22 protein-coding genes and 1 tRNA gene are annotated in these 24173 nt (G+C 61.5%); 16 read left to right on the plus strand and 7 right to left on the minus strand.

Going from position 1 to position 24173, the window contains the following annotated elements; translation table 11 throughout:
- Nucleotides 1-205: 205 nt before the first annotated feature.
- The gene (locus P3M64_RS04505; protein ID WP_132939773.1) at nucleotides 206-715 is read left to right on the plus strand and encodes a hypothetical protein; all 510 of its coding nucleotides are present in this window, start codon (nucleotides 206-208) and stop codon (nucleotides 713-715) included.
- Between the two features lie 215 nt (nucleotides 716-930).
- Here P3M64_RS04505 and P3M64_RS04510 read toward each other — a convergent pair whose 3' ends face one another.
- Nucleotides 931-2040, minus strand: coding sequence for an OmpA family protein (locus P3M64_RS04510; RefSeq protein WP_132939772.1), 1110 nt, complete (start codon nucleotides 2038-2040; stop codon nucleotides 931-933).
- A gap of 760 nt (nucleotides 2041-2800) precedes the next feature.
- On the opposite strand from P3M64_RS04510, the gene P3M64_RS04515 reads away from it, so the two are divergent.
- Genes P3M64_RS04515 through P3M64_RS04525 form a run of 3 tightly spaced genes read left to right on the plus strand, consistent with a single transcriptional unit; the run spans nucleotide 2801 to nucleotide 5452 of the window.
- A complete protein-coding gene (locus P3M64_RS04515) occupies nucleotides 2801-3520 on the plus strand; it encodes a response regulator (RefSeq protein WP_132939771.1) in 720 nt (239 codons plus the stop codon).
- Nucleotides 3517-5034, plus strand: coding sequence for a sensor histidine kinase (locus P3M64_RS04520; protein ID WP_243644814.1), 1518 nt, complete (start codon nucleotides 3517-3519; stop codon nucleotides 5032-5034). Before P3M64_RS04515 ends, P3M64_RS04520 begins: the two co-directional genes overlap by 4 nt.
- Nucleotides 5035-5068: 34 nt before the next feature.
- On the plus strand, nucleotides 5069-5452 hold the full coding sequence (locus P3M64_RS04525; RefSeq protein WP_132939770.1) for a VOC family protein: 384 nt from the start codon (nucleotides 5069-5071) through the stop codon (nucleotides 5450-5452).
- 43 nt (nucleotides 5453-5495) lie between these two features.
- On the opposite strand, the gene P3M64_RS04530 is transcribed toward P3M64_RS04525, so the two are convergent.
- The 5 genes from P3M64_RS04530 to P3M64_RS04550 all read right to left on the minus strand — a co-directional run bounded on the left by P3M64_RS04530 (nucleotide 5496) and on the right by P3M64_RS04550 (nucleotide 11421).
- Entirely contained in the window at nucleotides 5496-6611 is a 1116-nt protein-coding gene (locus tag P3M64_RS04530) for an ABC transporter ATP-binding protein (protein WP_132939769.1), read from the minus strand.
- 4 nt (nucleotides 6612-6615) lie between these two features.
- Nucleotides 6616-7503: a carbohydrate ABC transporter permease gene (locus P3M64_RS04535; RefSeq protein ID WP_132939768.1), complete on the minus strand. Its 888-nt coding sequence runs from the start codon at nucleotides 7501-7503 to the stop codon at nucleotides 6616-6618.
- Nucleotides 7496-8464 (minus strand): carbohydrate ABC transporter permease, encoded by a 969-nt coding sequence (locus tag P3M64_RS04540; protein ID WP_165886380.1) that lies wholly within the window; start codon nucleotides 8462-8464, stop codon nucleotides 7496-7498. The genes P3M64_RS04535 and P3M64_RS04540 overlap by 8 nt, the downstream gene beginning before the upstream one ends.
- 148 nt (nucleotides 8465-8612) lie before the next feature.
- The gene (locus P3M64_RS04545; RefSeq protein ID WP_132939767.1) at nucleotides 8613-9881 is read right to left on the minus strand and encodes an ABC transporter substrate-binding protein; all 1269 of its coding nucleotides are present in this window, start codon (nucleotides 9879-9881) and stop codon (nucleotides 8613-8615) included.
- Between the two features lie 271 nt (nucleotides 9882-10152).
- A complete protein-coding gene (locus P3M64_RS04550) occupies nucleotides 10153-11421 on the minus strand; it encodes an ABC transporter substrate-binding protein (RefSeq protein WP_132939766.1) in 1269 nt (422 codons plus the stop codon).
- A gap of 361 nt (nucleotides 11422-11782) precedes the next feature.
- Between P3M64_RS04550 and P3M64_RS04555 the strand changes: the two genes are divergently transcribed.
- The 12 genes from P3M64_RS04555 to P3M64_RS04610 all read left to right on the plus strand — a co-directional run bounded on the left by P3M64_RS04555 (nucleotide 11783) and on the right by P3M64_RS04610 (nucleotide 23732).
- Nucleotides 11783-12583, plus strand: a complete 801-nt coding sequence (locus tag P3M64_RS04555) for an oxidoreductase (protein ID WP_207893198.1) — start codon at nucleotides 11783-11785, stop codon at nucleotides 12581-12583.
- Between the two features lie 16 nt (nucleotides 12584-12599).
- The gene (locus P3M64_RS04560) at nucleotides 12600-14372 is read left to right on the plus strand and encodes an IlvD/Edd family dehydratase (protein WP_132939765.1); all 1773 of its coding nucleotides are present in this window, start codon (nucleotides 12600-12602) and stop codon (nucleotides 14370-14372) included.
- A 29-nt stretch (nucleotides 14373-14401) separates the two neighbouring features.
- On the plus strand, nucleotides 14402-15331 hold the full coding sequence (locus P3M64_RS04565) for a sugar kinase (RefSeq protein WP_132939764.1): 930 nt from the start codon (nucleotides 14402-14404) through the stop codon (nucleotides 15329-15331).
- A 47-nt stretch (nucleotides 15332-15378) separates the two neighbouring features.
- Nucleotides 15379-15999, plus strand: coding sequence for a bifunctional 4-hydroxy-2-oxoglutarate aldolase/2-dehydro-3-deoxy-phosphogluconate aldolase (eda, locus tag P3M64_RS04570; RefSeq protein WP_132939763.1), 621 nt, complete (start codon nucleotides 15379-15381; stop codon nucleotides 15997-15999).
- Between the two features lie 13 nt (nucleotides 16000-16012).
- Nucleotides 16013-16912, plus strand: a complete 900-nt coding sequence (locus P3M64_RS04575; RefSeq protein WP_132939762.1) for an SMP-30/gluconolactonase/LRE family protein — start codon at nucleotides 16013-16015, stop codon at nucleotides 16910-16912.
- A gap of 10 nt (nucleotides 16913-16922) precedes the next feature.
- Entirely contained in the window at nucleotides 16923-17816 is an 894-nt protein-coding gene (locus P3M64_RS04580; protein ID WP_132939761.1) for an aldose 1-epimerase, read from the plus strand.
- A gap of 171 nt (nucleotides 17817-17987) precedes the next feature.
- Complete coding sequence (locus P3M64_RS04585) at nucleotides 17988-19052, plus strand: LacI family DNA-binding transcriptional regulator (RefSeq protein WP_132939760.1); 1065 nt, start codon at nucleotides 17988-17990, stop codon at nucleotides 19050-19052.
- Nucleotides 19049-20080 (plus strand): ABC transporter substrate-binding protein, encoded by a 1032-nt coding sequence (locus tag P3M64_RS04590; RefSeq protein ID WP_132939759.1) that lies wholly within the window; start codon nucleotides 19049-19051, stop codon nucleotides 20078-20080. Before P3M64_RS04585 ends, P3M64_RS04590 begins: the two co-directional genes overlap by 4 nt.
- Nucleotides 20081-20150: 70 nt before the next feature.
- Nucleotides 20151-20972, plus strand: coding sequence for an ABC transporter permease (locus P3M64_RS04595; RefSeq protein ID WP_132939758.1), 822 nt, complete (start codon nucleotides 20151-20153; stop codon nucleotides 20970-20972).
- Nucleotides 20973-20983: 11 nt separating this feature from the next.
- Nucleotides 20984-21811 (plus strand): ABC transporter permease, encoded by an 828-nt coding sequence (locus P3M64_RS04600; protein WP_132939757.1) that lies wholly within the window; start codon nucleotides 20984-20986, stop codon nucleotides 21809-21811.
- Nucleotides 21808-22908, plus strand: coding sequence for an ABC transporter ATP-binding protein (locus P3M64_RS04605; protein ID WP_132939756.1), 1101 nt, complete (start codon nucleotides 21808-21810; stop codon nucleotides 22906-22908). Before P3M64_RS04600 ends, P3M64_RS04605 begins: the two co-directional genes overlap by 4 nt.
- A complete protein-coding gene (locus P3M64_RS04610) occupies nucleotides 22905-23732 on the plus strand; it encodes a phosphodiesterase (protein WP_132939755.1) in 828 nt (275 codons plus the stop codon). The genes P3M64_RS04605 and P3M64_RS04610 overlap by 4 nt, the downstream gene beginning before the upstream one ends.
- A 284-nt stretch (nucleotides 23733-24016) precedes the next feature.
- On the opposite strand, the gene P3M64_RS04615 is transcribed toward P3M64_RS04610, so the two are convergent.
- A tRNA-Val gene (locus P3M64_RS04615) sits at nucleotides 24017-24091 on the minus strand.
- Between the last annotated feature and the right edge of the window lie 82 nt (nucleotides 24092-24173).

Raw genomic sequence — 24173 nt, forward strand, 5'->3', positions numbered from 1 at the left:
GCATAATAAAGACATCTCTTTTCCGATTGCTCTTTTTGGCGTAAGGTACCGATCGTGAATGCGCCGTAACTCAGGGTGATTTCGGCGCAGTCGGTTTGTTGATTGGGTATCTTTTCCAGGGACCCGTCATGCGTGATTTAGGGTTTAGGGTCTTGTTAATTAGGGTCTTGGGATGCGGATTGACGCGTTAAAAAGAGGGACGCTTGTGCTCGCCGTGATGACCGGCTTGGCGTTGAGCGCTCCGGCCGTGGCTGGGGTGTGCGCAGCGCCAAGGGATCAAGTGGCCTTAAAAACGCGTGTCCTGCAAAGCAACCTGATGGTCGCCGCGCTGACTTGCGGCCTGCGTCCGCGTTACAATGCCTTCGTGACGGACTTCCGATCCGAATTGGTTACGCAGGGCCACATCTTGCGGTCCTTTTTCAGACGCAGCTTCGGCGCATCGGGAGAGCGGCGGATGAACGCCTTCGTTACCCGACTCGCGAACGAGGCCTCCTTACGCCGCACCAGAGACACCGCAGGATTTTGCCGCCGCGCCGAAACCGTGTTCGATTCTTTTTCGGCTCAGCACGGCGCCGTCGTCAAAACCATCGCAACGTCCACCCGCATGGCATACCCACGCGGCGTCGAGGGATGCCCCCAAGAGGCGCATGCCACTCTACCTCCCGCCCTAAGCGAGGAAGCCGCCAACACTGCCGTCCCCCCTATCCAACCCTGAGCGCCCTTCCCCCTATCTCTCGCCAAGCTTTCGCGCCAAGCTTTCGGCCACTGAATTGAAACGTATGCCGGCGCGGGTCCCTTCGCCGCGACAGCATATTCGCGTAATAAAAATCCTCGAACGAAAAACGCTTTAAATGCAAAAACGCCCCCTTCAAAATAGAAGGGGGCGTCGAGCTTGCCGATCAATATCCCGTAAAAAACGCAGAAAACGCCTTACTTCAAGACAATTTCGACACGTCTGTTTTGCGGTTCGCGAACGCCGTCGGGCGTCGGCACCAAGGGGTCGGTCTCGCCCTTGGCGATTTCGGTGATGTTCGCGGCATTAAACCCCAGACGAACCAATTCCCGGCTCACCGTATCGGCGCGGCGCTTGGAAAGACGCATGTTATAGGCGGCCGGTCCCGAACGGTCGGCATGCCCCGTGGCGACGATCCGAGTTATGTGGCCTTTTTTGGCGTTGTCCATCGCCTGGGCAATGATTTTCTTCGCCTCGGGGGTTAAGGTCGCCTTATCCCAATCGAAGAAGACCAGAAAATCCTTAACCACTTGAGGCGCGGGCGCAACCTGGACCCGAGGCGCAGGCTTGGGCGCCGGAACGGGCTTGGGTTCGGGCGCAGGCGCAGGCATCGGTGCGGGCACAAGCGCGGCCACCGGGGCGGGCGACGGGAAATCCCACGTCAACCCGACCATCACCGTGTGCGTATTGTAGCCGACATCGACTCCAACACCGGAATTGGTATGCATTGATGGGCCGAACGCATGCAAGTAGCGGTAATCCGCAAACAACGACAGCGAATCCTTAATCGGCATGGAAAAACCGACAATACCTTGGCCGGCCAGAGTATTGTCCCGATCATCAATGCGGCTGCCGCCGATCGGAGAGACCCCGGAATAATCGATCCGCGCCAAGCCGAGTCCGACGCCGATGTAGGGCTGCACCGGCAAATTCGCCGGAATATCATAAAGAACGTTGCCCATCAACGTCCAGGCCCGCGTCTTGCCCGACCCGCCGGTCCCGGAGACGCTATCGACCCCGTTCTGACGATATCCCAACTCACCTTCGACGCGCAGATTGTCGCCGACATGTCGGCCCAGCCCAATCAAGCCCGCCGCGCCCCGGTTAAAATCAACGGTGCCGTCAACCCCCGTCCCACTGACCGAAGCGTCGCGCTGGGCGTTAAGGCCAACGCCGCCTTTCAGATAGAACCCGTTGGCCATTTCGCCCGCCTGCGCGGAACTGCCGAAGGTCAGAGCCGCAACCAATCCCACGCCAACCGCGCCAAAAAGGACGCCGTTCGAAAATAAACGCTCTTTATTCACCATCGCCGTAATGTCCTAAAAGATAATACGCGGAACCGAAGGGGACCGCCCAAAAATGCGCCAACCTTGTCCATCCTGCCGTTGACGCCCGCCTCTCGTTGACGCTTGTTCGCGTGCCCAACTCCGGTGTTCGCGTGCCCAACTCCGGCACATACTACGCCCCCTTATCGCAGAATAAAAGTCTTCTGAACACTTTTTGGGTGCGCATTCAATATGCTAGGGTCAGGACCTATTCATCTCCGCCAGACGCTTCAGATGAATAGGTCCTGACCCTAGTTACCTGGAACTGAAATACGGCGCACATATGATCCTCCATACGGCGCGCCCTTGTTCTCGCTCAACCATGCCCCGGGCCAGCGTAGCGACATGTCGGCGGCGGCGGTGCGAGGGCGCGAGACGAAACATCCGCCGCTGAATTTTTTGTGCGGTTTCATCGAAAAGACCCCCCAGGACCGAAGCTTCGCACGCAAAAGCGCCCGGCGTCACCGCCCCGCCCCGCCCATACAATCGCGCACGGACCCCGTAAAATCGCCGATAGGGAAGAAAGCCGAAGTGATCGGCCCCAATAACGCCCCGCACGGCATGATAATGACGAACATCGCACACGACCGCCCGCCCCCACATAGAGCGCGCGCGGTCGATAGGGTTAAAAAGGTGACAGCGCGCACTTTGTCGGCTTAAAAATGCGGGGTCGGCTTAAAAATGCGGGTATGTACGCTGTCCGCCGAGCAAACGGTTGAGGCCTAAAATACAGGGAACCGACATGGAACGCGAACCCCACCTTCTCCTCGTGGACGATGACCCCGAAATTCAACGGCTTCTGAAGAAGTTCCTATCCCAGTACGGTTTTCGCGTCACGGTCGCCGCTAATGGTCGGGAGATGCGCAAGGCCCTGGATGATTGGAACATCGAACTGGTCATTCTAGACATTATGTTGCCGGGCGAAGACGGTTTCGCCCTATGCCGAGAAATGCGTACCCACAGCAAGCTTCCCATCATCATGCTGACCGCGGTTAGCGAAGAGACGGACCGCATCTTAGGGCTCGAACTGGGCGCCGACGACTACCTTTCCAAGCCTTTCAACCCCCGCGAACTGCTGGCCCGCGTACGCGCCATCCTGCGCCGCGTCGATGACGGCGGCGAACGCACGCAACAGATCCATCATGAAACGATCCATTTCGCCGACTGGACCTTAAACCTGGGCGCGCGCGAGCTGTGCGACCGCGACGGCGTGTCCATTCATTTAAGCAGCGGGGAATATGCCCTCCTCGTGACCTTTCTCAATCATGCCCAACGTACCCTCAGCCGCGAACAACTCGTCGATATCACGCGGGGTCAGAACAGCATTCCCTTCGATCGCAGTATCGACATTCAGGTCAGCCGACTGCGCAAAAAGATCGAACCGGACAGCAAAAGTCCAAAATTCATCAAAACGATTCGTGGAGCGGGCTATCAGTTTTGCGCCAAGGTTTATTTTTCGTGACCGGATCGCCCGCCATCATACGCATCAGAGAACGGCTACGCGCTTTTAAGCCGAAAACCCTGGGTGGACGGATCTACGCCTTGATGATCGCCGGTGGTTTGGCCATTGTCGGGCTATGTCTGATCGCGACGCTTTATGCCATCGACATAAATTCCCGGCTCGACCGCGCCCATTCCCTGGGCCTTGAAATGCGCGCCGCCATGGCCTTGGCGCAGGAGGATATCCGCCGGGGACGCCCCGTGCGCGATTTACAACAAGAAGCCTTCACCCGAGTGGGGCTGAAGGTGCAGTGGCGCGCCCAACACGACCCGGGCGGCTTTATTTTCGCCCGTCCACCACAAAATCTCGCCCTTCCCGCCGGGATATACGAACCGGCGTTGCCCCACGGGGTACGCGTGCATCTTCGCGCGGGAAGATTGTCCGATCGTCAGCGCGCCGTACTGGCGCAATCTCCCGCCCTCGGCGTTTACCTGGGGACGTTGTCGCGCGAGGTCGCGCGCTTGGGCGTCGATGCACGCATCGAGGTGACGCTTTCCGACGGTTCCACGTTACTTTTCTCCGCTCCCGATTTATGGCGTGACAGCATGCGCCCGTCGGAAATGTTTGTCATTTTGGGCGTCGCCGTGGGTTTGGCTCTGATCGTTCTGGCCGGCGTCACCCAACGTCTCGCCCACCCATTCACTCGGCTGGCCCGCACCATCGCTGCGCGCAACGACGACGACCACACCCCCCTGGATGAACACCGCGGCCCCATCGAGGCCCGCGCCATGGCCGCCGCCTATAACGCCCTGTGGGCGCGGATTTCCAAAATGATGGCCGAACGCACGCGCATGCTGGCGGCGATTTCCCACGATTTGCGAACGCCCGGCACCCGCCTGCGGCTGCGCGCCGAATTTATCGACGACGACGAGGTGCGCGGCGAAGTTCTCGGCGACCTGGACGAGATGGATGCATTATTGAACGAGGCGCTCGATTTCCTTAGCGACAACGTTCATTCCGAAACACGCAAGATCGTCGATTTTACTTCGCTCCTAGACGCCGTCTGCACCGATTATGCCGATCTCGGCCGCCCGGTTTCGCTTGACGGCCCCCCGCCGCTGACATTTCGTCAGGTGCATACCGTGTTCGGCGGGCAGTCGGACGCCGTCGCCTTCGACGGCAAGCGCAACATCCGCATCCTGTGCCGCCCGGCGGGCTTGCGCCGGGCCTTCGTCAACCTGATCGAAAACGCGCTTAAATACGGCAGAGAGGCACGGGTCGCCATCGACGCCACCGCCGACGAGATCATCGTCACCGTCTCCGACAAGGGGATGGGCATCCCCGAAGACGAGTGGGATAATGTCTTCTTGCCCTTTTACCGCGTCGAAGGCTCACGCGCGCGGGCGACCGGCGGCAGCGGCCTGGGGTTGGCGATCGTCAAATCGGTGATCGACGCCCACGATGGGCGCATCATCTTGGAAAACAAGCCCGAAGGCGGACTAACGGTTACGGTGCGCCTGCCACGCAGGGTGTAACGCGGAACATTCCCGCCATCGAAAGGCACGAAAAATGAAAGTACGCGGCGTTTTGACAAGAATATTCCTGGAGCCTTCGCGACTAAACGAAACCGTTTCTTTTTACGAAGACCTCCTTGGCGAAAAATGCGCACTACGCTTCGAATACCCGGAAAAGGGATTGGAACTGGCGCGCATTGGAACCTTTTTATTGATTGCGGGCTCCGCCGATCGGGTAAGACCCTTCGAAAACACGCGCGTGACCTTCCTTGTCGATTCGATGGAGGATTTTGAAAAATTTTTCCGCAATCACGAGGCGTCGGGAGCATCGATATTGGACACCCCGAAAGAGGTTCCCAGCGGCGTGAACATGCGCGTCAAACATCCCGATGGTTTGGTCGCCGAGTATGTCGAACTCACCGCCTCGGATCGCGCCTAACAAAACCGCCGCCGGCGCGCCCCCGCCAAGGGGGCAAGCGCCTTTAAATCCGCGCGCCGCTTTCGGGGTCGAACAGGTTGGCCTTGTTCATGTCGATCATGAAACGCATGGTTTGTCCGGGGGCCACGGCGTGGGACGGGCGCACCCGGGCGACCACTTCGGCCCCGCCCAGGGAAAAGAAGGTCATGGTGTCCGCCCCGGTGGGCTCCAAGACATCGACCGCACATTCGAAATCGAAGTGGTGACCGCTGTTCTTCACATCCGCCTCACGGTAATGGGTCACCGATTCGGGTCGAATGCCGAAGACGACGTCCCGCCCCAGCCAATCGCCCGTACGTTCGGGCGCATTGACTAGGGGCAGGAAAATCGCGCCGCCGTTCTTCATCGCGATACTGACCCCCAGACGGTCGCCCTCCTGAACTACCGTCGCGGGGATGAAGTTCATCGACGGCGAGCCGATAAAACCGGCGACGAAGATGTTCGCCGGTTCTTCGTAGATCGTCTGCGGATCGGCGAACTGCTGCAAGATACCGTCCTTCATCACGGCGATCCGGGTCGCCAGAGTCATCGCCTCGATCTGATCGTGGGTGACGTAGACGATCGTCGCCCCCAGACGCTGGTGCAGTTTCTTGATTTCCGTGCGCATCTCGACCCGCAGCTTGGCGTCCAGGTTGGACAGCGGCTCGTCGAACAGGAAAACGTCGGGATTGCGCACCAGGGCGCGGCCCATCGCCACGCGTTGGCGTTGGCCGCCGGACAGTTGCGACGGCTTGCGGTCGAGCAGTTCTTCGATCTGCAGCAGATCGGCGACGGCGTGCACCGCCTTTTCCCGCTCATTGGCGGGAATTTTACGAATTTCCATCCCGAAGGTGATATTTTTACGCACCGTCATATTGGGGTACAGGGCATACGATTGAAACACCATCGCGATGTTGCGATCCTTCGGGGCGACGTCGTTAACCTGGCGATCGCCGATCTGGATAGCGCCATCGCTGAGTTCTTCGAGTCCCGCCACCAGATTGAGCAGGGTCGATTTGCCGCACCCGGACGGGCCGACCAGAACCAGGAATTCCCCGTCTTCGATCTCGATGTTGATGTTTTTAAGAATTTCAACCGAGCCGAAGCTTTTCTTGACGTCGGAAATGGTCAAAGAGGCCATGGAATTATCCTTTCACGGAACCGGCGGTCAAACCGCGGACAAAATATTTTCCGGCGAAAATGTAAACGATCAGCGTCGGCAGACCGGTCATGATCGCCGCCGCCATATCGACGTTGTAGCGTTTGACACCGGTCGTGGTGTTGACCAGGTTGTTCAAGGCCACCGTCATCGGCTGCGACGCGCCCGAGGTAAACGATGCGCCGAATAGAAAATCGTTCCAGATCTGGGTGAACTGCCAAATCACGCTGACGACGATGATCGGCAGGGCGATCGGCACCATGATGCGCCAAAAAATGGTGAAAAACCCCGCCCCGTCGATGGTCGCCGCCTTCACCAATTCGCCGGGAATGCCGACGAAATAATTGCGGAAAAACAAGGTGGTGAACGCCAGCCCATAGACCACGTGAACCAAAATCAAGCCCGGTATCGAGTTCGACAGGCCGATGATCCCAAGCACCCGGGCCATCGGCAGAATAATCACCTGAAAAGGAATGAAGCAGCCGAACAGCATCATCGCAAAGATGACGTTGGCCCCCTTAAACCGCCATTTGGTCAGGGCGTAGCCGTTAATCGCCCCCAGGGCGGTCGATATCACGACTCCCGGCACCGCGATCAAAACCGAATTCCAGAAAAAGGGCCGCACGCCGTGACAATTCACGCCGATGCACGCCTGATCCCAAGCGTGACTCCAGGCGTCCAAAGACACCACGCGGGGCAATGAGATCAGCGTGCCCTCGCGAATTTCGCTGAGCGATTTGACCGACGTCGTCACCATCACGAAAAGCGGCGCCAGATAATACAATGCGAAGAGGATGAGGACGCCGTACAGCAGGCCGCGCAGCAGCACGCTTTTGAGCCTTGATGGGCTTGAAGGAAAAGCCGCTTCAACCATTTTTCGTCCCCCCCCTCAGTTCGGAATATAGATACGGCACGATGATCGCCATCACGGTGGCCAGCATCATCATCGCGCTGGCGGCGCCCAATCCCATTTCGTTGCGATTGAAGGTCATGGTGTACATGAAGGTCGCCGGAAGGTCGGTGGCATAGCCCGGCCCCCCGCCCGTTAAGGCGATCACCAGATCGAAGCTTTTTACCGCAAGATGGGCCAGGATCACGATCGCGCTGAGGAATACGGGGCGGATCGAAGGTAAAATAATGCCCATATAAATACGCGTCATCGAGGCGCCGTCCATGTGGGCGGCCTTGATGATGTCCTGATCGACGCCGCGCAGCGCCGCCAGGAACAACGCCATGACAAAACCCGACGACTGCCAAATTCCGGCGATCACCACCGTATAGATGGCCATTTTCGGATTAATCAACCAATCGAAGGAGGCTCCCGCGAAACCGATATCGTGCAGGGTCTTCTCCAAGCCTAAGCCGGGGTTCAAAATCCATTTCCAAGTGGTGCCGGTGACGATGAACGAGAGCGCCATGGGATACAGGAAAATCGTGCGCAAAGTGCCCTCGGCGCGAATGCGCTGATCGAGCAAGATCGCGAGGACGATCCCGATCAACAGGCACCCGCCGATAAACAACCCACCGAAAACAAAGAGATTTTCCACCGAGACGTACCAGCGCGGCATACTCCACAGGCGGACGTATTGGCGCAACCCGGCCCAGTCGTAACTGGGCAACATGCGCGAGTTGGTGAACGAAATATACGCCGTCCACAGGATGAAACCATAGACGAAAACCAACGATACGGCGAAGGACGGCGCCACGACCAATTGCGATAAATGCGCCTGAATGCGCGCGCCGATGGTGCGCCGGGGAATTCGTCCGTGCCGGGGCGAGAGCGCCGATACGCCGGATGGCGAAGGGGGCGATGGGGGGGACGGCGGATGCGTCACGCGTTGTTCCTCCACTGTTCGGAAACGACGGCCCTCAAAGCCGCCGCACCGGGGTGTGCGATGCGCCGTCCCTTAAATCTATTCGGGACGGCGCTCTTCACATTCTTTTTATGCTTTTTATGATGTACGAACCGTAGGCGTTTCGCGCTTAGCTTTTAGCCAGATCGACGGCCTCGGCAAGGCGTTTGACCGCCTCTTTCGACGACATGTTGGAATTGAAATGCGCCGTGACGACATCGATGATCGCACCGGAAAGATTACCCGGCAACGCAATCCCGTGGGCCATCGACGGCACCAACGTATTGTTCTTCATAGCGGACTTGAGGTCGGCCAGGGATTTCAACGCGCAGCTGTCGAATTTCCCCATCGGCACATCGAGGCGCGCCGGGATCGACCCCTTGTACAGATTGAAGGTCTCCTGGAATTTCTTGCCCAAGATCAGCTTCGCCAGCAACTTCTGACCTTCGATCTTGTCCTTGCCCTTGACTTTGAACATCACCAGACTGTCGCTGTTGAGGATAAAGGCGCCGCCCTTGGTCGGCGTCGGCGCGCACAGGAAATCCTTGCCCGGAACCTTACCCGCGGCCAAAAATTCACCCTTCGCCCAATCGCCCATGATCTGCATCGCGGCCTTGCCGTTCATCACCATGTTGGTCGCCAGATTCCACTCGCGTCCCGAGAAATCGGCATCGACGTCGCCGCGAATTTTACGCATCTGGTCGAACACCTTGATCATGGTGTCGCTTTTCAAGGCGTTGTCGTCCAGCTCAACCAAGGCCTTGCGGTAAAAATCGGCCCCACCGATCCCCATCACCACGGTTTCGAAGATGGTGGCGTCTTGCCAGGGCTGGCCGCCATGGGCCAGCGGCGTGATGCCCTTGGCCTTCAGCTTGTCGGCGACGGTGTTGAACTCGGCCCACGTGGTCGGAATTTTCGCGCCGACCTCGGCGAGCAACTTGGGGTTCGCCCAAATCCAGTTCACGCGATGAATGTTCACCGGAACGGCGACATAATCGCCCTTGTACTTGACAATTTTTTGCAACATCGGCGGGATCACTTTGTCCCAGCCTTCTTTTTTGGCGACATCGTCGAGGTTGGCGACCACGCCCTGGGCCGCCCATTCCTGGATCGCCGGTCCTTTCAGCTGCACCGCGGTCGGCGGATCGCCCGCCAGAACCCGGGCGCGCAGCACGGTCATCGCTGCAGACCCGCCACCCCCGGCGACGGGGCTGTCGATCCATTTACCGCCATGGGCGGTAAAATCGTCCTTCAACGCCTTGAGGGCCTTCGCCTCGCCGCCCGACGTCCACCAATGCAGAACCTCGACCGTCGGTTGCCCGGCGAGCGCGCCGGTGGCGCCGCCCGCCAAAATCCCCACGGCCGCACCGGCCGCAAGCAATGTCCGTTTGAAACCCATTTTTGTTCTCCCTGAGATTTAAGCCTGAAATTGAACCCTAAGATTGAGGCGCCGATTATGGTCCGGTATTTTAAGGGGGCAAAAAACTTACGTCGCAATAAAACTGTAACCGTTGTTTTCAAACCTCCGGGGGAGATACAAACCGTTACACGGTTTGTGCCCCATTGAAAGGACGCCGCCATCGGCAAGGACGGGGCGAAGGGCCCGCTCTGTCCTCGATCCCCGCCGAAATTGCGCGGCGGCGGCCCGAAAGTCGCCGCGCCAAGGATGCTCAGCTTCTGGCCAGATCAAGTGCGGCGACGAGACGTTTGACCGCCTCTTTCGACGACATGTTGGAATTGAAATGCGCGGCGACGACATCGGTAATCGCCCCGGTCAGATTACCCGGCAACGCCATGTTGACCGCCATCGAGGGCACCACGGCGCCCTTTTTCATCGCCGATTTCAGATCGGCCAGGGATTTCAACGCGCAGCTGTCGAATTTCCCCATCGGCACGTCGAGGCGCGCCGGAATCGACCCCTTGTACAGATTGAAGGTCTCCTGGAATTTCTTGCCCAAGATCAGCTTCGCCAGCAACTTCTGGCCCTCGATCTTGTCCTTGCCCTTGACCTTGAACATCATCATGCTGTCGCTATTCAAATCGAAGGCGCCGCCCTTTGTCGGCGTCGGCGCGCACAGGAAATCCTTGCCCGGAACCTTACCCGCGGCCAAAAATTCACCCTTCGCCCAATCGCCCATGATCTGCATCGCGGCCTTGCCGTTCATCACCATGTTGGTCGCCAGATTCCAGTCGCGTCCCGAGAAATCGGCATCGACGTCGCCGCGAATTTTACGCATTTGGTCGAACACCTTGATCATGGTGTCGCTTTTCAAGGCGTTGTCGTCCAGCTCAACCAAGGCCTTGCGGTAAAAGTCCGCGCCACCGATCCCCAGCACCACGTTCTCGAAAAGAATGGCGTCTTGCCAGGGCTGTCCGCCATGGGCCAGCGGCGTGATGCCCTTGGCCTTCAACTTGTCGGCGACGGTGTTGAACTCGGCCCACGTGGTCGGAATTTTCGCGCCGACCTCGGCGAGCAACTTGGGGTTCGCCCAAATCCAGTTCACGCGATGGATGTTCACCGGAACGGCAACGTAGTGCCCGTCATATTTGACGAGTTTTTGAAGCATGGGCGGGATCACTTTGTCCCAGCCTTCTTTTTTGGCGACGTCGTCGAGGTTGGCGACCACGCCCTGGGCCGCCCATTCCTGGATCGCCGGTCCCTTCAGCTGCACCGCGGTCGGCGGATCGCCCGCCAGAACCCGGGCGCGCAGCACGGTCATCGCTGCAGACCCGCCACCCCCGGCGACGGGGCTGTCGATCCATTTACCACCATGGGCGACGAAATCGTCCTTCAACGCCTTGAGGGCCTTCGCCTCACCGCCCGAGGTCCAATAGTGCAAAACTTCGACGGTCGGCTGATCGGCGAGCGCGCCGGTGGCGCCGCCCGCCAAAATCCCCGCGGCCGCACCGGCCGCAAGCAATGTCCGTTTGAAACCCATTGGTCTTCCTCCCTTTATATACTTATAAGTGCTATATATTTATAAGCACCGATTATGGCCCGGTATTTTAAGGAAGCTAAAAATTTACGCCGCAATAAAACTGTAACCGTTGTTTGCAACATCCGGCAATCGACACAAACCGTTACACACTTTAATTTCAACAGGGCCACGAAATCGGAAATAAACAGACGATGAGGAAACCGCGGGGGGACATTTTCGAGCGCCACGGCGCCTTCCTCGCGCGCCACCGGATTGGCGCATTGCATCTTGGCTCATATCGGCGTTTATTCATGAGCATAGAGGACATCGAGCGCCACGCTCTGGAGCAAGCGTGCGCGATAGCAAAGGACGGAGCACCGCAGTGAACATAGACTTATCGGACCGCGTCATCATCATAACGGGATCGTCCGGTGGAATCGGTTGGGCGATCGCCCGCGAGGTTCATGCCAGCGGGGCGCGGGTCGTTCTTCATGGTACGCGCGAGGAAGCCTTGCGCGAGAAGGTTCGCGAACTGGACGCCGACGAAACGAGCAAACGGGCGGACTGGGTTTCCGCCGATCTGGCCGACCCCGAGGCGCCGGCGCGGATTATCGCCAAGGCCGTTGACACCTTTGGCCGATTGGATGGGCTGGTTAACAACGCCGGAATTTTTCCACGCAACAATCTGACCTCCATCACCGTCGATGATTTCGAGCATATTTTCGCCGTCAACGCCCGCGCTCCATTGTTCCTATGTCAAGGCGCGGCGGCCCGGTTCCGCGCACAGAAATCGCCGGGGTCGATTGTCAACATCGGCTCCATCAACGCCCACTGCGGACAAAGCGACATCCTCGCCTATTCGATGTCCAAGGGCGCGCTGCAAACAATGACCCGCAACCTCGGCGACGCCCTGGGCGCGGAGGGTATCCGCGTCAACCAATTGAACGTCGGGTGGACCTACACCGACACCGAACACAAGGTGCAACTGGCCGAGGGCCGCCCGGAAAACTGGCTGGAACAGGTGCCGAAAGTATTCGCCCCGTCCGGCTCTATCCTGCGTCCCGAACAGATCGCACCCCATGCGGTGTTCTGGCTGTCCGACGCATCGTGGCCGATCAACGGCCAAGTCTACGAGGTCGAGCAGTACCCCGTTATCGGCCGCAACAAAATCAACGAGGGATAAGCGAGGGACTTTGACAATGACCAAGCGCGACCCCGCCCGACTCCGCAGCCGTCAATGGTTCGACGACCCCAAAGATCCGGGGATGACGGCGCTCTATCTGGAACGCTACCTCAATTTCGGGCTGACCCGCGAGGAACTGCAATCGGGACGGCCGATCATCGCCATCGCCCAATCGGGATCCGACCTGTCGCCGTGCAACCGCCACCATATCGACCTCGCCCAGCGGGTCCGCGAAGGCATCCGCGACGCCGGCGGCATCCCGCTTGAATTTCCCGTTCACCCGATCCAGGAAACCGGGCGACGGCCCACCGCGGCGCTGGACCGCAACCTCGCGACCCTGGGACTGATCGAAATTTTACACGGCTATCCGATCGACGGCGTGGTGCTGACCACCGGGTGCGACAAAACCACGCCGTCGCAGATCATGGCCGCCGCCACGGTGGATATTCCGGCGATCGTGCTGTCCGGCGGGCCGATGCTCAACGGGCGCTACCATGGTCGTTGCGTCGGTTCGGGCACGGTGATCTGGGAAGCCCGTCAGCAACTGGCCGAAGGGATCATCGACACCGACGCCTTCATGGACATGGCCGCCTCCTCGGCGCCGTCGATCGGTCACTGCAACACCATGGGCACCGCGCTCAGCATGAATTGTCTGGCCGAGGGCCTGGGCATGAGCCTGCCCGGCTGCGCCTCCATCCCCGCGCCCTACCGTGAACGCGGCCAGATTTCGTACCTCACCGGCAAACGCATCGTCGAAATGGTGTGGGAAGATTTGCGCCCGTCGCAAATTTTGACCGCGGAGGCCTTTCACAACGCCATCACCCTGTGTTCGGCGATCGGTGGATCGACCAACGCGCCGGTCCACATCAACGCCATCGCGCGGCACGCCGGCGTCGATATTTCAATGAACACTTGGCAGGACGTCGGGCAAAAAATCCCCCTGATCGTCAACTGCCAGCCCACCGGCGAATATCTGAGCGAGGAGTTTCACCATGCCGGGGGTGTGCCCGCCGTGATGGCCGAACTGCTGAAGGCCGGTTTCGCCAAACCCGCCGCGCGCACCGTCAACGGGCGGACGGCGGGGGAAAACTACGCCGACAGCTTCACCGAGGATCGCCGCGTGATTCGCGCCTGCGCCGCCCCCCTGATCGAAAATGCCGGGTTGATGGTGCTGTCGGGCAATCTGTTCGATAGCGCGGTGATGAAAATATCGGCGGTGGGCGATGACTTCCGCGCCCGTTACTTGTCCGATCCCGACGATCCGAACGCCTTCGAGGGCGTCGCCGTGGTCTTCGACGGGCCGGAGGATTACCACGCCCGCATCAACGATCCCGACCTTGCCGTCGATGCACGGTCGATTTTGGTCATCCGTGGCTGCGGCACGGTGGGCTACCCCGGCTCCGCCGAGGTGGTCAACATGCTCCCCCCCGACCGCCTGGTCAAAGCGGGCTTGACGGAGCTTCCGACGATCGGCGACGGACGTCAATCGGGCACCTCCTATGCGCCGTCGATCCTCAACGCCAGCCCGGAGGCCGCCGCGGGCGGCGGCCTCGCCAAGCTGCGCACCGGCGATCGTATCCGCATCGACTTGAACACCCGGCGCGCCGACGCCCTGGTCGCCCCGGAGATTTGGGACAAGCGCGAACCCAACGTCTTCGTGCCGCCGTCGCAAACCCCATGGCAAGCGGTTTATCGCGATAGCGTCGGCCAACTTGACGACGGCGGCGTGATGACGACAAAATTCGGTTTCGCCACGGTCGGTCCCCGCCCACCGCGCCATTCGCACTGAGCCAACCTTCGGAAAAATCGAGCCAGAACATGCGCATCGCCTGCATCGGAGAAGGCATGATCGAAATTGCCGAGGTCGCGGGCAACCCGACCCTGGCGCACCTGGGCTACGGCGGCGACACCTTGAACACGGCGCTTTATCTGGCGCGGCTGCTGGCCTGCGCCGACGGCGATCACTCGGCCGCCTATATCACCCGCCTGGGCGACGATCCCTACAGCGCGTCGATGCTTGAAAGCTGGCGCGCGCAAGGCGTAAAGTGCGATCTCATCGCCCGTGAGAAAGGCCGCGTTCCCGGCCTCTACGCCGTGCATTTGGACGACAATGGCGAGCGGCGCTTCAGCTATTGGCGCGCCCAGGCCCCGGTGCGCGAAATGTTCGAGGGCGCCGACGGCGCGGGATTGATCGCCCGCCTGAACGATTTTGACGGCATTTTCTTTTCTGGTATCACGCTGGCGATCCTACGCCGCCAAGGGCGGGGACGTCTTTTGGACTTGGCCGGCGCGATGGCCGCGAAGGGGCGCACGGTCGCCTTCGACACCAATTACCGCGCCCGCCTGTGGGAGGACGACGATGCCCGCGCCGCCAACGCGGCGGCCCTTCGCGCGGCCACCGTCGCCCTGCCTTCCGCCGAGGATCTGGCGGGGCTGTTCGGTGACGCCGTCTCCGATTGGGCGGATTTCCTCAATACGTTCGATATCCCCGAGATCGTCCTCAAACACGGCGGCGACGCGGTCGATGTTTTCGCCGACGGTATGTGGCGACGGGTCGCCCTGGGCAAAATCGCCCACCCGCTGGACACCACCGCGGCGGGCGATAGTTTCAACGCCGGGTACCTCGCGGCGCGCATTGTGGGCCGTGCGCCCATAGACGCCGTCGCCCCCGCCCACGCCCTGGCCGGCGCCGTGATCGGCCATCGCGGAGCGATCATTCCGATAGAGGCCATGCCCGCCATTTTTTAAAACGGGCCGCGAACGGGCGGCCCCGTTGAGCGAGAAAGGAAGATGAAATGACCGATTGGAATACTCTGCTCGATGGCGTGCGCGTCATTCCGGTGCTCATCGTCGATCGCCTGGAAGACGCCGCCCCCTTGGCCGAAACCCTGTTCGGCGCGGGTCTCGGCACGCTCGAAGTTACCTTGCGCACGCCCTGCGCCACGGATGCCATCGCCGCCATGACGCGCGCCGCGCCCGAGGCGCGCATCGGCGCGGGAACGATCCTACACACGGCGCAATGGGACGCGGTCAAAAAGGCCGGCGCCTGCTTCGGCGTCAGCCCCGGACACACCGAAACCTTGCTCAATGCCGCCGAGGCCGCCGAGCTCCCCTATCTCGCCGGGGCGCAAACGGTATCGGAAATCATGGCGCTTGGCGAACGTGGCCTCAAATTGCTGAAATTTTTCCCGGCCGCGCGCATCGGCGGTCCCGGAATGTTAAAGACCTTGGCCTCGGTGCTGCCCGATATCGCATTTTGCCCGACCGGCGGGATCACCGCCGAGAATGTCGCCGATTACCTAGCCCTGCCCAACGTCGCCTGCGTCGGCGGCACCTGGATCGCCCCACCCGAACTGGTCAACACCCAGAATTGGCCCGAAATCGCCAAGCGCGCCCGCCACGCCGCCGGCCTTTGAACGGACGCATCCGATGGAGTCATCCCAAAGCCCGCTTACCGTCATCGCCGATGTCGCCAACGAATTGGGCGAAACACCGTTGTGGGACCACCGCCACGACACCCTGTGGTGGTCCGACATCAAACGTTCCCAATTGTTCCGTCTGCATCGCGCCGACGCCGGACTCTCGCGCTGGAATCTGCCCCGTCCGGCCAGCGCGATCGCCTGCATCGCCGGCGGCGATCATCTTATAATGGCTTGCCCGGGGGCGTTGATGCGCTTCGATCCCGACAGCGGCACGGCCGCCGTGATCGCGCCCTTCGAAGACGATATCCCCACCAACCGTCCCAACGACGGCAAGTGCGATCCCGAGGGCCGGTTCTGGGTCGGCTCAATGGACGACGCCGAACAATGCGCCAGCGGCGCCCTGTATCGCATCGGAGCGGACCTTGCGATCGAGGCGGTCGTGGGCGGCCTTGAAATTCCCAATACCCTGGCGTGGAGTCCCGACCGGCGCACCTTTTATTGCGCCGATTCACCGACGCGCACAATCTGGGCTTACGACTACACCCCCGCCGACGGCGCGATTGCAAACAAACGCCCGTTCGTCACGGTGGATATCGACGGCGCCGTGCCCGACGGCTCGGCGATCGACGAAGACGGCTACCTGTGGAACGCCCAGTGGGGCGGCTGGCGCGTCGTGCGTTACGCCCCCGACGGCGCGATCGACCGTATCGTCGATATGCCCGTCGCCTGCCCGACCTCGTGCGCCTTCGGCGGGCCCGACATGACGACCCTGTTCATCACCTCGGCGCGCAAGGGCCAATCCCCGGCGGCGCTCGCCAAGCAGCCCCACGCCGGGGCCGTGTTCGCCCTTAAGACCGACGTGCGGGGAACGCGACAAACACCGTTTCGCATCGCCGCAGGGGCGTGAGGACGGCGCAATGGCTTCCCTGCTCACCCTCCATGCCGGGAACCTGACGGCCATCCTCGCCCCCAGCCTGGGGGGGGCGCTCGCCGCCTTTCGCGAGGAGACGCCGTCCGGGCTCGTCGATTGGCTGCGTCCTGCCCCGCCCGATTGCGCGGATGTTCTTAAAAGCGCTTGTTATCCGCTGGTGCCCTTTTCCAACCGGATCGCAAACGGGCGCTTTTCCTGGCGCGGGCGCGCCGTATCCCTGCCCGCCAATTTCCCGCCCGAGCCCCACGCCATCCACGGCTTGGCTTGGCAACGTCCGTGGCGCGTAGTCGAATGCACGCCCGCCCGCGCCGTCCTCGCCTTACGCCACGACGCCGAACCATGGCCGTGGCCGTTCACGGTGCGCCAGACCGTCGCCCTGAGCCCGCAAGCGTTGAGGATTACGCTAAGCCTTGAAAACCGTGCCGCCGAGGCGATGCCCGGCGGCCTCGGCCTGCATCCCTTCTTCCCGCGCAACGACCACACTCGTCTGCGGGCCGACGTGCGCGCCATGCAAACCAGTGGTCCCGGGCGGATGCCCCCCACGCTCGACCGCGCGCACCCGACCATCGCCGCCCTTGGGGCGAGCGACGGCGTGCCCGAGGGGTTGGACAACGCCTTTCAGGACTGGCGGGGTTCGCTCACCGTTCACCAAGACGACATCGGGCGCGCCCTGTCCATGGGCGCGACCTCCTTGCTGCGCCACCTTGTCATTTACACGCCGAAAAACGCGCCCTTTTTCTGCGCCGAGCCGGTCTCGCACCTGACCGGCGCCTTCGCCGCCGACGCCGATACCGCCCTTGCCGCCGGCCTCGTCGAAATCGCCCCCGGAGAAACCCTGGAAGCGACGGTCGCCTTCACCCCCACGCCGGCATCGTCATAACGCGCCCGCAATCGCGCCGCGATCGCACCGGCGAACGCCGCGCGGCCCGTGCCGGTCATCAAAAATTCACAAAATGTAAACGTTTACATTTCATCGCTCCGCGTAGGATGACGGCGGCGAATATCCGAACGAACGCACCGGACCGGTGCACGCGCAGGGGCAAAACAGACCATGGTTTCCACACTTCGCGACGTCGCAAAGCATGCCGGCGTGTCGGTCGCCACCGTGTCGCGCTACGTCAACCGATCGGGGAACGTTCGCGCGCAAACCGCGGGGCGCATACGTCAGGCGATCGCGGAATTGGGATTTCGCCCCAACGTCGTCGGGCGCAGCCTGAAAACGGCGACGACCCGTTCGTTGGGCGTCGTCATTCCCTCCTTGTCCAATCCGGTTTTCGCCGATGCCGTTTCGGGAATCGGCCAGACCGCCCGCGCCGAAGGCTACAACCTCATGTTCATGGCCACCGATTACGACCGGGACGCCGAAACGCAAACGGTCGGCGCCCTGTTGGATTATCGGATCGACGGCCTGATTTTAACGGTGAGCGATCCCGGGGAAAGTCCCGTCCTCGATCTGTTGGAACGGACCGGAACGCCGTACATCCTGATTTATAACCAGTTTTCCCTGGCGGCGCGGCCAAGCGTGACCGTCGATAACGTCGCCGCCGGTCACGACGCCGCCGAGGCCCTGATCGGTCTGGGCCACCGCCGCCTGGGCATGATTTCGGGATCGTTCGGCGCCTCGGACCGGGCGCGGGCGCGGCGCGACGGCTTCGTCCGCGCGGCCCGCGACGCCGCCCTCGCCGAGCCGGTCGTACGCGAGGTCGATTTCCTTACCATGAACGTGGACGCCATCCTCGACGATGTCTTCAAGGATCGCAGCCGCGCCCCCAGCGCCCTGTTCTGTTCCAACGATTTATTGGCGATTTCGCTCATCGGCGCCCTAAGGCGCAGGGGCGTGCGCGTTCCCGACGACGTTTCGGTGATCGGATTCGATGGCATAGCCGTGGGCTCCCATCAGCATCCCACGCTCACGACGGTGGTCCAACCCTCGCGCGAGATGGGACAAACCGCGGCCCGGCAACTGCTGGACTGCCTAAACGGGGGGAACGCGCCCACGGGCGCGGTTCTGCCCCATATCCTGCGTCTTGGAGAATCGGCGGGGCCAGCCGGCAAGCCCGACCCCGCCGCTCTTCAGGAACCAGACCAAACCGTGCAAAGGAGAACCGCACAATGATTGGAAAGTCCCTGAAACAACTTGCCGCAGCACCGGTTTTTGCCGTTGCCTTGGCCTTTATGGGTAGCGTAGGCGCGCCCCAAGCACAAGCGGCCGATGCCGTGTGCTACAACTGCCCGCCGCAATGGGCCGACTGGGCGTCCGAGTTGAAGAGTATCAAACAACACCTCGGTTACGACATCCCTTTTGATAATAAGAATTCCGGGCAGACCCTATCCCAGCTTCTGGCGGAAAAGGACAATCCGGTCGCCGACGTCGCCTACTACGGCGTGTCGTTCGGCATCAAGGCCGCCGAAAAGGGCGTCGTCGCCGCCTACAAGCCCAAACACTTCGACGAAATTCCCGCCGGCTTGAAGGACCCCAACGGGAAATGGTTCACCATTCATTCGGGAACCCTGGGCTTTTTCGTCAACATCGACGCCCTCGACGGGCGTCCCGTGCCGACCTCCTGGGCCGACCTGCTGAAGCCCGAATATAAGGGCATGGTGGGGTATCTCGACCCGACGTCGGCGTTCGTCGGGTATGCCGGCGCGGTGGCGGTCAATCGCGCCATGGGCGGCAGCCTGGACGATTTCGGCCCGGCGATTTCCTACTTCAAGGCCTTGGCCAAGAACGACCCGATCGTGCCCAAGCAAACGTCCTACGCCCGCGTCCTTTCCGGCGAAATTCCGATCCTGCTCGATTACGATTTCAACGCCTACCGGGCGAAATACAAAGACAAGGCCCACGTCGCCTTCGTCATCCCCAAGGAAGGCACGATCGTCGTGCCCTACGTAATGAGCCTAGTGAAAGGCGCGCCCCACCCCGAAAAAGCGAAGAAAATTCTCGACTTCATCCTGTCCGATACGGGCCAAAAAGTCTGGGCCAACGCATACCTACGGCCGGTCCGCGCCTCGGCGATGACCAAAGAAGCGGCGGCGAAGTTCCTTCCCGCCGCCGATTACGCCCGCTCGCGGCCCGTCGATTACGGAAAAATGGCGGCCGTGCAGGCCACCTTTACGAAACGTTATTTGAACGAAGTGCACTGATCCGCACCTTTAATCCGCCTTGGGGGTGGCCGCACGGCCCACCCCCAAGGCGCTCGACAGGACCCATCCAATGGACCGGCACGGCTATTCTAACCTCGTTCTCCTGGGCCTCCCCGGGGCCATCGTGTTCTTGAGCTTTTTCATTTTCCCCATGGTGCGGCTGTTTTTTATCGGGGCGGGCGGCGCGGGTGGATTGGCCTCCTACGCGGCGATCATCACCACGCCGCGCTACCTTGAAAGTCTGCTCGCGACACTGACGATATCCATCGCGGTAACCTTTACCGCGCTGGCCATATCCACCACCGCGGGCCTGTTCTTGGTGCGTCACCGTTTTTGGGGCCGCGACGCCCTGGTTTCCGTCCTGACCTTGCCGCTGGCCTTTCCCGGCGTCGTCATCGGTTTTTTCGTCATCATGCTGGGCGGGCGTCAGGGTGTCGTCGGCGAGGTCTCGAAGATGCTGAGCGGCGACAAAATCGTCTTCGCCTACTCGATGACCGGGCTGTTCGTGGGCTATCTGTATTTTTCCATTCCCCGTGTCATCCTGACCGTGATGGCGACGGCCGAAAAGCTCGACCGCAGTCACGAAGAAGCCGCCCGCTCCCTGGGCGCGCCGCCGTGGCGCGTCATTCGCGACATCGTGCTGCCGGGACTGAGGCCCGGCTTGATCGCCTCGGGCGCGATTTGTTTCGCCACCGCCATGGGCGCGTTCGGTACGGCGTTCACGCTGGCCACCAACATCGACGTTCTGGCGATGACGATCTATACCGAGTTCACCCTCAACGCCAATATCGCGGGCGCCGCCAGCCTGTCCATCGTCCTCGGACTGATCACCTGGGCGGCGCTGTTCGCCGCGCGCGGCCTGTCCGGCGGCGCCGTCGCCGTGTCGGGATAGGAGATCGCACCATGTCCCGACGTTGGCTGTTTTGGACGCAACTTATCTTCACCCTTGGGGTTTGCGCCTTCATCATCGTTCCCGTCATCTTGTCCGTCCTGGCGGGGGTCACCGATAATTTCTTCATCGGCGTCAAAAGCGGACTGACGCTGCGCTGGATCGGACAGGTTTGGGGCCTTTACGCCGATACCATCTACCTGTCGATGCTGATCGCCCTGTCGTGTCTGGCGATCACGCTGGTGGTCGGCGTTCCCGGCGCCTACGTGCTGGCGCGCATGCGCCCCCGGGTCGCGCGCGCGCTCGAAGAAATCATCGTCCTGCCGATCGCGGTGCCCGGATTGGCCATCGCGCTGGCCTTGATCACGACCTACGGCGGCGTGCCCGACTTTCGCACCAGTTGGCTGTTCATCCTAAGCGGACACGTCCTTTATACGCTGCCCTTCATGATCCGCAGCGTGCTCGCGGTCCTGTCCAGCATGAACTTCCGTCAGCTCGAAGAAGGCGCCGCCAGCCTAGGCGCGACCTTTTGGCGGCGTTTCTTCACCGTCGTCCTGCCCAATACGAAACCCGGCATCGTCGCCGGCGCGTTGATGGTCGTCACTCTTTCCATCGGCGAATTCAATCTAACCTGGATGCTGCACACCCCGATGACGAAAACCCTCCCCGTGGGGCTGGCCGACAGTTACGCCTCGATGCGCCTGGAGGTCGCCAGCGCCTATACCCTGGTTTTTTTCATCATGATCGTCCCCCTGCTGGTCGCCATGCAACTGGTGGCCCGCCAATCGGCAAGGCGACGCCGGGTGGTCACCCCCGACGACGACAAAAGGATTTCCGTATGAGCGCCCAGTCGATACCCGTCAGTGTACACGCATGCGCCAAGACCTTCGCGGACGGCACACGCGCCCTCGATCCGATCGATTTGCAGATCGAGGCCGGCGAAACCATCGCCCTACTGGGACCGTCGGGATGCGGCAAGACCACCTTGCTGCGCCTGATCGCCGGTCTCGAAGTCCCCGACCCGGGCGGACGCATCCTTTATGACGGCGAGGACGTCACCCGTCTCGCCATCGAACGGCGCAACGTCGGCATGGTGTTTCAATCCTACGCCCTGTTCCCCAACATGACGGTGCGCGAAAACGTCGCCTATGGACTGAAGGTCCGGCGCACCGCCGCCCGCGAGGTCCGGCGCCGGGTCGATCACATGTTGGAGATGATGCATATCGACGAATTGGGACATCGCCGGGTCGATCAGTTGTCCGGCGGGCAACGTCAACGCGTCGCCCTGGCGCGCGCCATCGCCGTGCGCCCCCGGGTCCTGCTTTTGGATGAGCCACTCACCGCGTTGGACGCCCTCCTGCGCGAGCGCCTGCGCGGAGAAATAAACGGCCTGCTGCGCGGCCTCGGGATCACGGCGATCTATGTCACGCACGACCGAAGCGAGGCGATGGCCCTAGGCGATCGCATCGTCGTCATGAACCGAGGACGCATCGCCCAGGTGGGCGCGCCGCGGGACATCTACCATCGCCCCGCGAGCGCCTTCGTCGCCGATTTCGCCGGGACGGTGAACCGCCTGCCGGCGCACTTGCTCGCACACTGCGCGGACGCTCGGGATGCCGAGAGGGCATCTCTCCCCCCCGGCGAGCCTTCCGGCCCATCCGATTTCCTATTCCGTCCCGAGGATGCCGATATCGTCCCCCGCGAGGACGCTCATTTCATCGCCCGCGTCCACGCCTCGTCGTTTCTCGGCGATCGCACCCGGTTGATGCTGGAGGGAGTCGGCGACGAGCTTCTCGTCATCGATTGCCGCCCGCGTCATTCGCTTGAGATCGGCGCTGAAATTCCCATTCGCATCCGCCCGGAAAGCCTGATGCGCGTGCCCACCGAGAAAAAAAACCTCGCCGCACACACCTCTGGAGAAAGCAAGGCGCCATCATGATCCTAGCCCAAATTACCGACACCCACATCAAATCCGGGGGTCGCCCCGCCTACCGCCTGGTAGACACCAAGGCCGCCCTTAAGAAGGCGATCGACCATATCAACGCGTTCACGCCCACGATCGACGCGGTGATCGTCAGCGGCGATTTGACCGACGAGGGCGGCGCCGATGAGTGCGCCACCTTCCGCGAGCTGATTTCGTCGCTGGCGGTCCCTTTTTTCATGGTTCCCGGAAATCACGACAACCGTGAAAACCTTCGCGCCGCCTTTGCCGATCTCTCGTACTTACGCGCGGGCGGAGCGTTCATCCACTACGCCGTCGAGGACTTTCCCCTGCGCCTGATCGCCCTGGATTCCACCGTGCCCGGAGAATCCCACGGCTACCTGTGCCCCGAGCGCCTGTCATGGTTGGAGCGTACCCTGGACGCGGCGCCCGAACGCCCGACGATGCTGTTCATGCATCACCCGCCGTTTTCCATCGGTATCGCGCACATGGATGTCCAAAACTTGATGAACGGCGATGCCCTGTTCGCGCTGTTAGGCCGCCATCCCCAGGTGCGCCACATCGCCACCGGCCACGCCCATCGGGCGGCGGAAACAACACGGGCGGGCGTCGGCGTCAGCATTGCGCCCAACGGCGCCCATAGCGTCACCCTGGACCTGGACCGGGCCCCCGGCGACGCCCCCTCGTTCACCATGGAACCTCCGGCGCTGCGTTTGTTCCACATCGACGACGACGCCAATATCACCAGCCACCTCAGTTATCTCGGCAGTCATGACGGCCCGTTTCCGTTTTACGACGGCGATGGAGATCTCATCGATTAGAGCGGGCGCGCCAAGGGTCAAGCCGACGTCAAAGGTCAATAAATATCGACCGCCGGTTCACGCCGGCCCGCCTCGGGAAAGAGATATAGAGCGTGAAACGACATGGGGTAGTCGCTGAGTTCTCCCCCGCTTTACACCACGATTGTCGCCTTCGCCGCCAATGCCGCCAATGCCGCTGGTCTCGCCGGAATCCGCCTCGGTAAAATACAAAGGCATCCCCGCTTTTATCTCCCCTCATCGAGCCCACAAACGACAAAACCCCAAGGTTTCCCTTGGGGTTTCGATGGTGGGCGCGACAGGGATTGAACCTGTGACCCCTACGATGTCAACGTAGTGCTCTCCCGCTGAGCTACGCGCCCGGTCGCGCGACGCCGCCTTCCCCGTCCGGGGGGCGTGTGCGCTTCGGAGGCTGGTTTTTAATCCGAACATCCGCGCTTGGCA

Origin of the sequence: Varunaivibrio sulfuroxidans (assembly GCF_029318635.1) — a bacterium.
Classification (GTDB): Bacteria; Pseudomonadota; Alphaproteobacteria; order Rhodospirillales; family Magnetovibrionaceae; genus Varunaivibrio; species Varunaivibrio sulfuroxidans.

Bases quoted from the DNA above. Each gene is read 5' to 3' on its own strand.
- P3M64_RS04510 (WP_132939772.1), bottom strand. From the start codon at position 2,040: ATGGTGAATAAAGAGCGTTTATTTTCGAACGGCGTCCTTTTTGGCGCG.
- P3M64_RS04515 (WP_132939771.1), top strand. From the start codon at position 2,801: ATGGAACGCGAACCCCACCTTCTCCTCGTGGACGATGACCCCGAAATT.
- P3M64_RS04525 (WP_132939770.1), top strand. From the start codon at position 5,069: ATGAAAGTACGCGGCGTTTTGACAAGAATATTCCTGGAGCCTTCGCGA.
- P3M64_RS04530 (WP_132939769.1), bottom strand. From the start codon at position 6,611: ATGGCCTCTTTGACCATTTCCGACGTCAAGAAAAGCTTCGGCTCGGTT.
- P3M64_RS04535 (WP_132939768.1), bottom strand. From the start codon at position 7,503: ATGGTTGAAGCGGCTTTTCCTTCAAGCCCATCAAGGCTCAAAAGCGTG.
- P3M64_RS04545 (WP_132939767.1), bottom strand. From the start codon at position 9,881: ATGGGTTTCAAACGGACATTGCTTGCGGCCGGTGCGGCCGTGGGGATT.
- P3M64_RS04550 (WP_132939766.1), bottom strand. From the start codon at position 11,421: ATGGGTTTCAAACGGACATTGCTTGCGGCCGGTGCGGCCGCGGGGATT.
- P3M64_RS04560 (WP_132939765.1), top strand. From the start codon at position 12,600: ATGACCAAGCGCGACCCCGCCCGACTCCGCAGCCGTCAATGGTTCGAC.
- P3M64_RS04565 (WP_132939764.1), top strand. From the start codon at position 14,402: ATGCGCATCGCCTGCATCGGAGAAGGCATGATCGAAATTGCCGAGGTC.
- eda (WP_132939763.1), top strand. From the start codon at position 15,379: ATGACCGATTGGAATACTCTGCTCGATGGCGTGCGCGTCATTCCGGTG.
- P3M64_RS04575 (WP_132939762.1), top strand. From the start codon at position 16,013: ATGGAGTCATCCCAAAGCCCGCTTACCGTCATCGCCGATGTCGCCAAC.
- P3M64_RS04580 (WP_132939761.1), top strand. From the start codon at position 16,923: ATGGCTTCCCTGCTCACCCTCCATGCCGGGAACCTGACGGCCATCCTC.
- P3M64_RS04585 (WP_132939760.1), top strand. From the start codon at position 17,988: ATGGTTTCCACACTTCGCGACGTCGCAAAGCATGCCGGCGTGTCGGTC.
- P3M64_RS04590 (WP_132939759.1), top strand. From the start codon at position 19,049: ATGATTGGAAAGTCCCTGAAACAACTTGCCGCAGCACCGGTTTTTGCC.
- P3M64_RS04595 (WP_132939758.1), top strand. From the start codon at position 20,151: ATGGACCGGCACGGCTATTCTAACCTCGTTCTCCTGGGCCTCCCCGGG.
- P3M64_RS04600 (WP_132939757.1), top strand. From the start codon at position 20,984: ATGTCCCGACGTTGGCTGTTTTGGACGCAACTTATCTTCACCCTTGGG.
- P3M64_RS04605 (WP_132939756.1), top strand. From the start codon at position 21,808: ATGAGCGCCCAGTCGATACCCGTCAGTGTACACGCATGCGCCAAGACC.
- P3M64_RS04610 (WP_132939755.1), top strand. From the start codon at position 22,905: ATGATCCTAGCCCAAATTACCGACACCCACATCAAATCCGGGGGTCGC.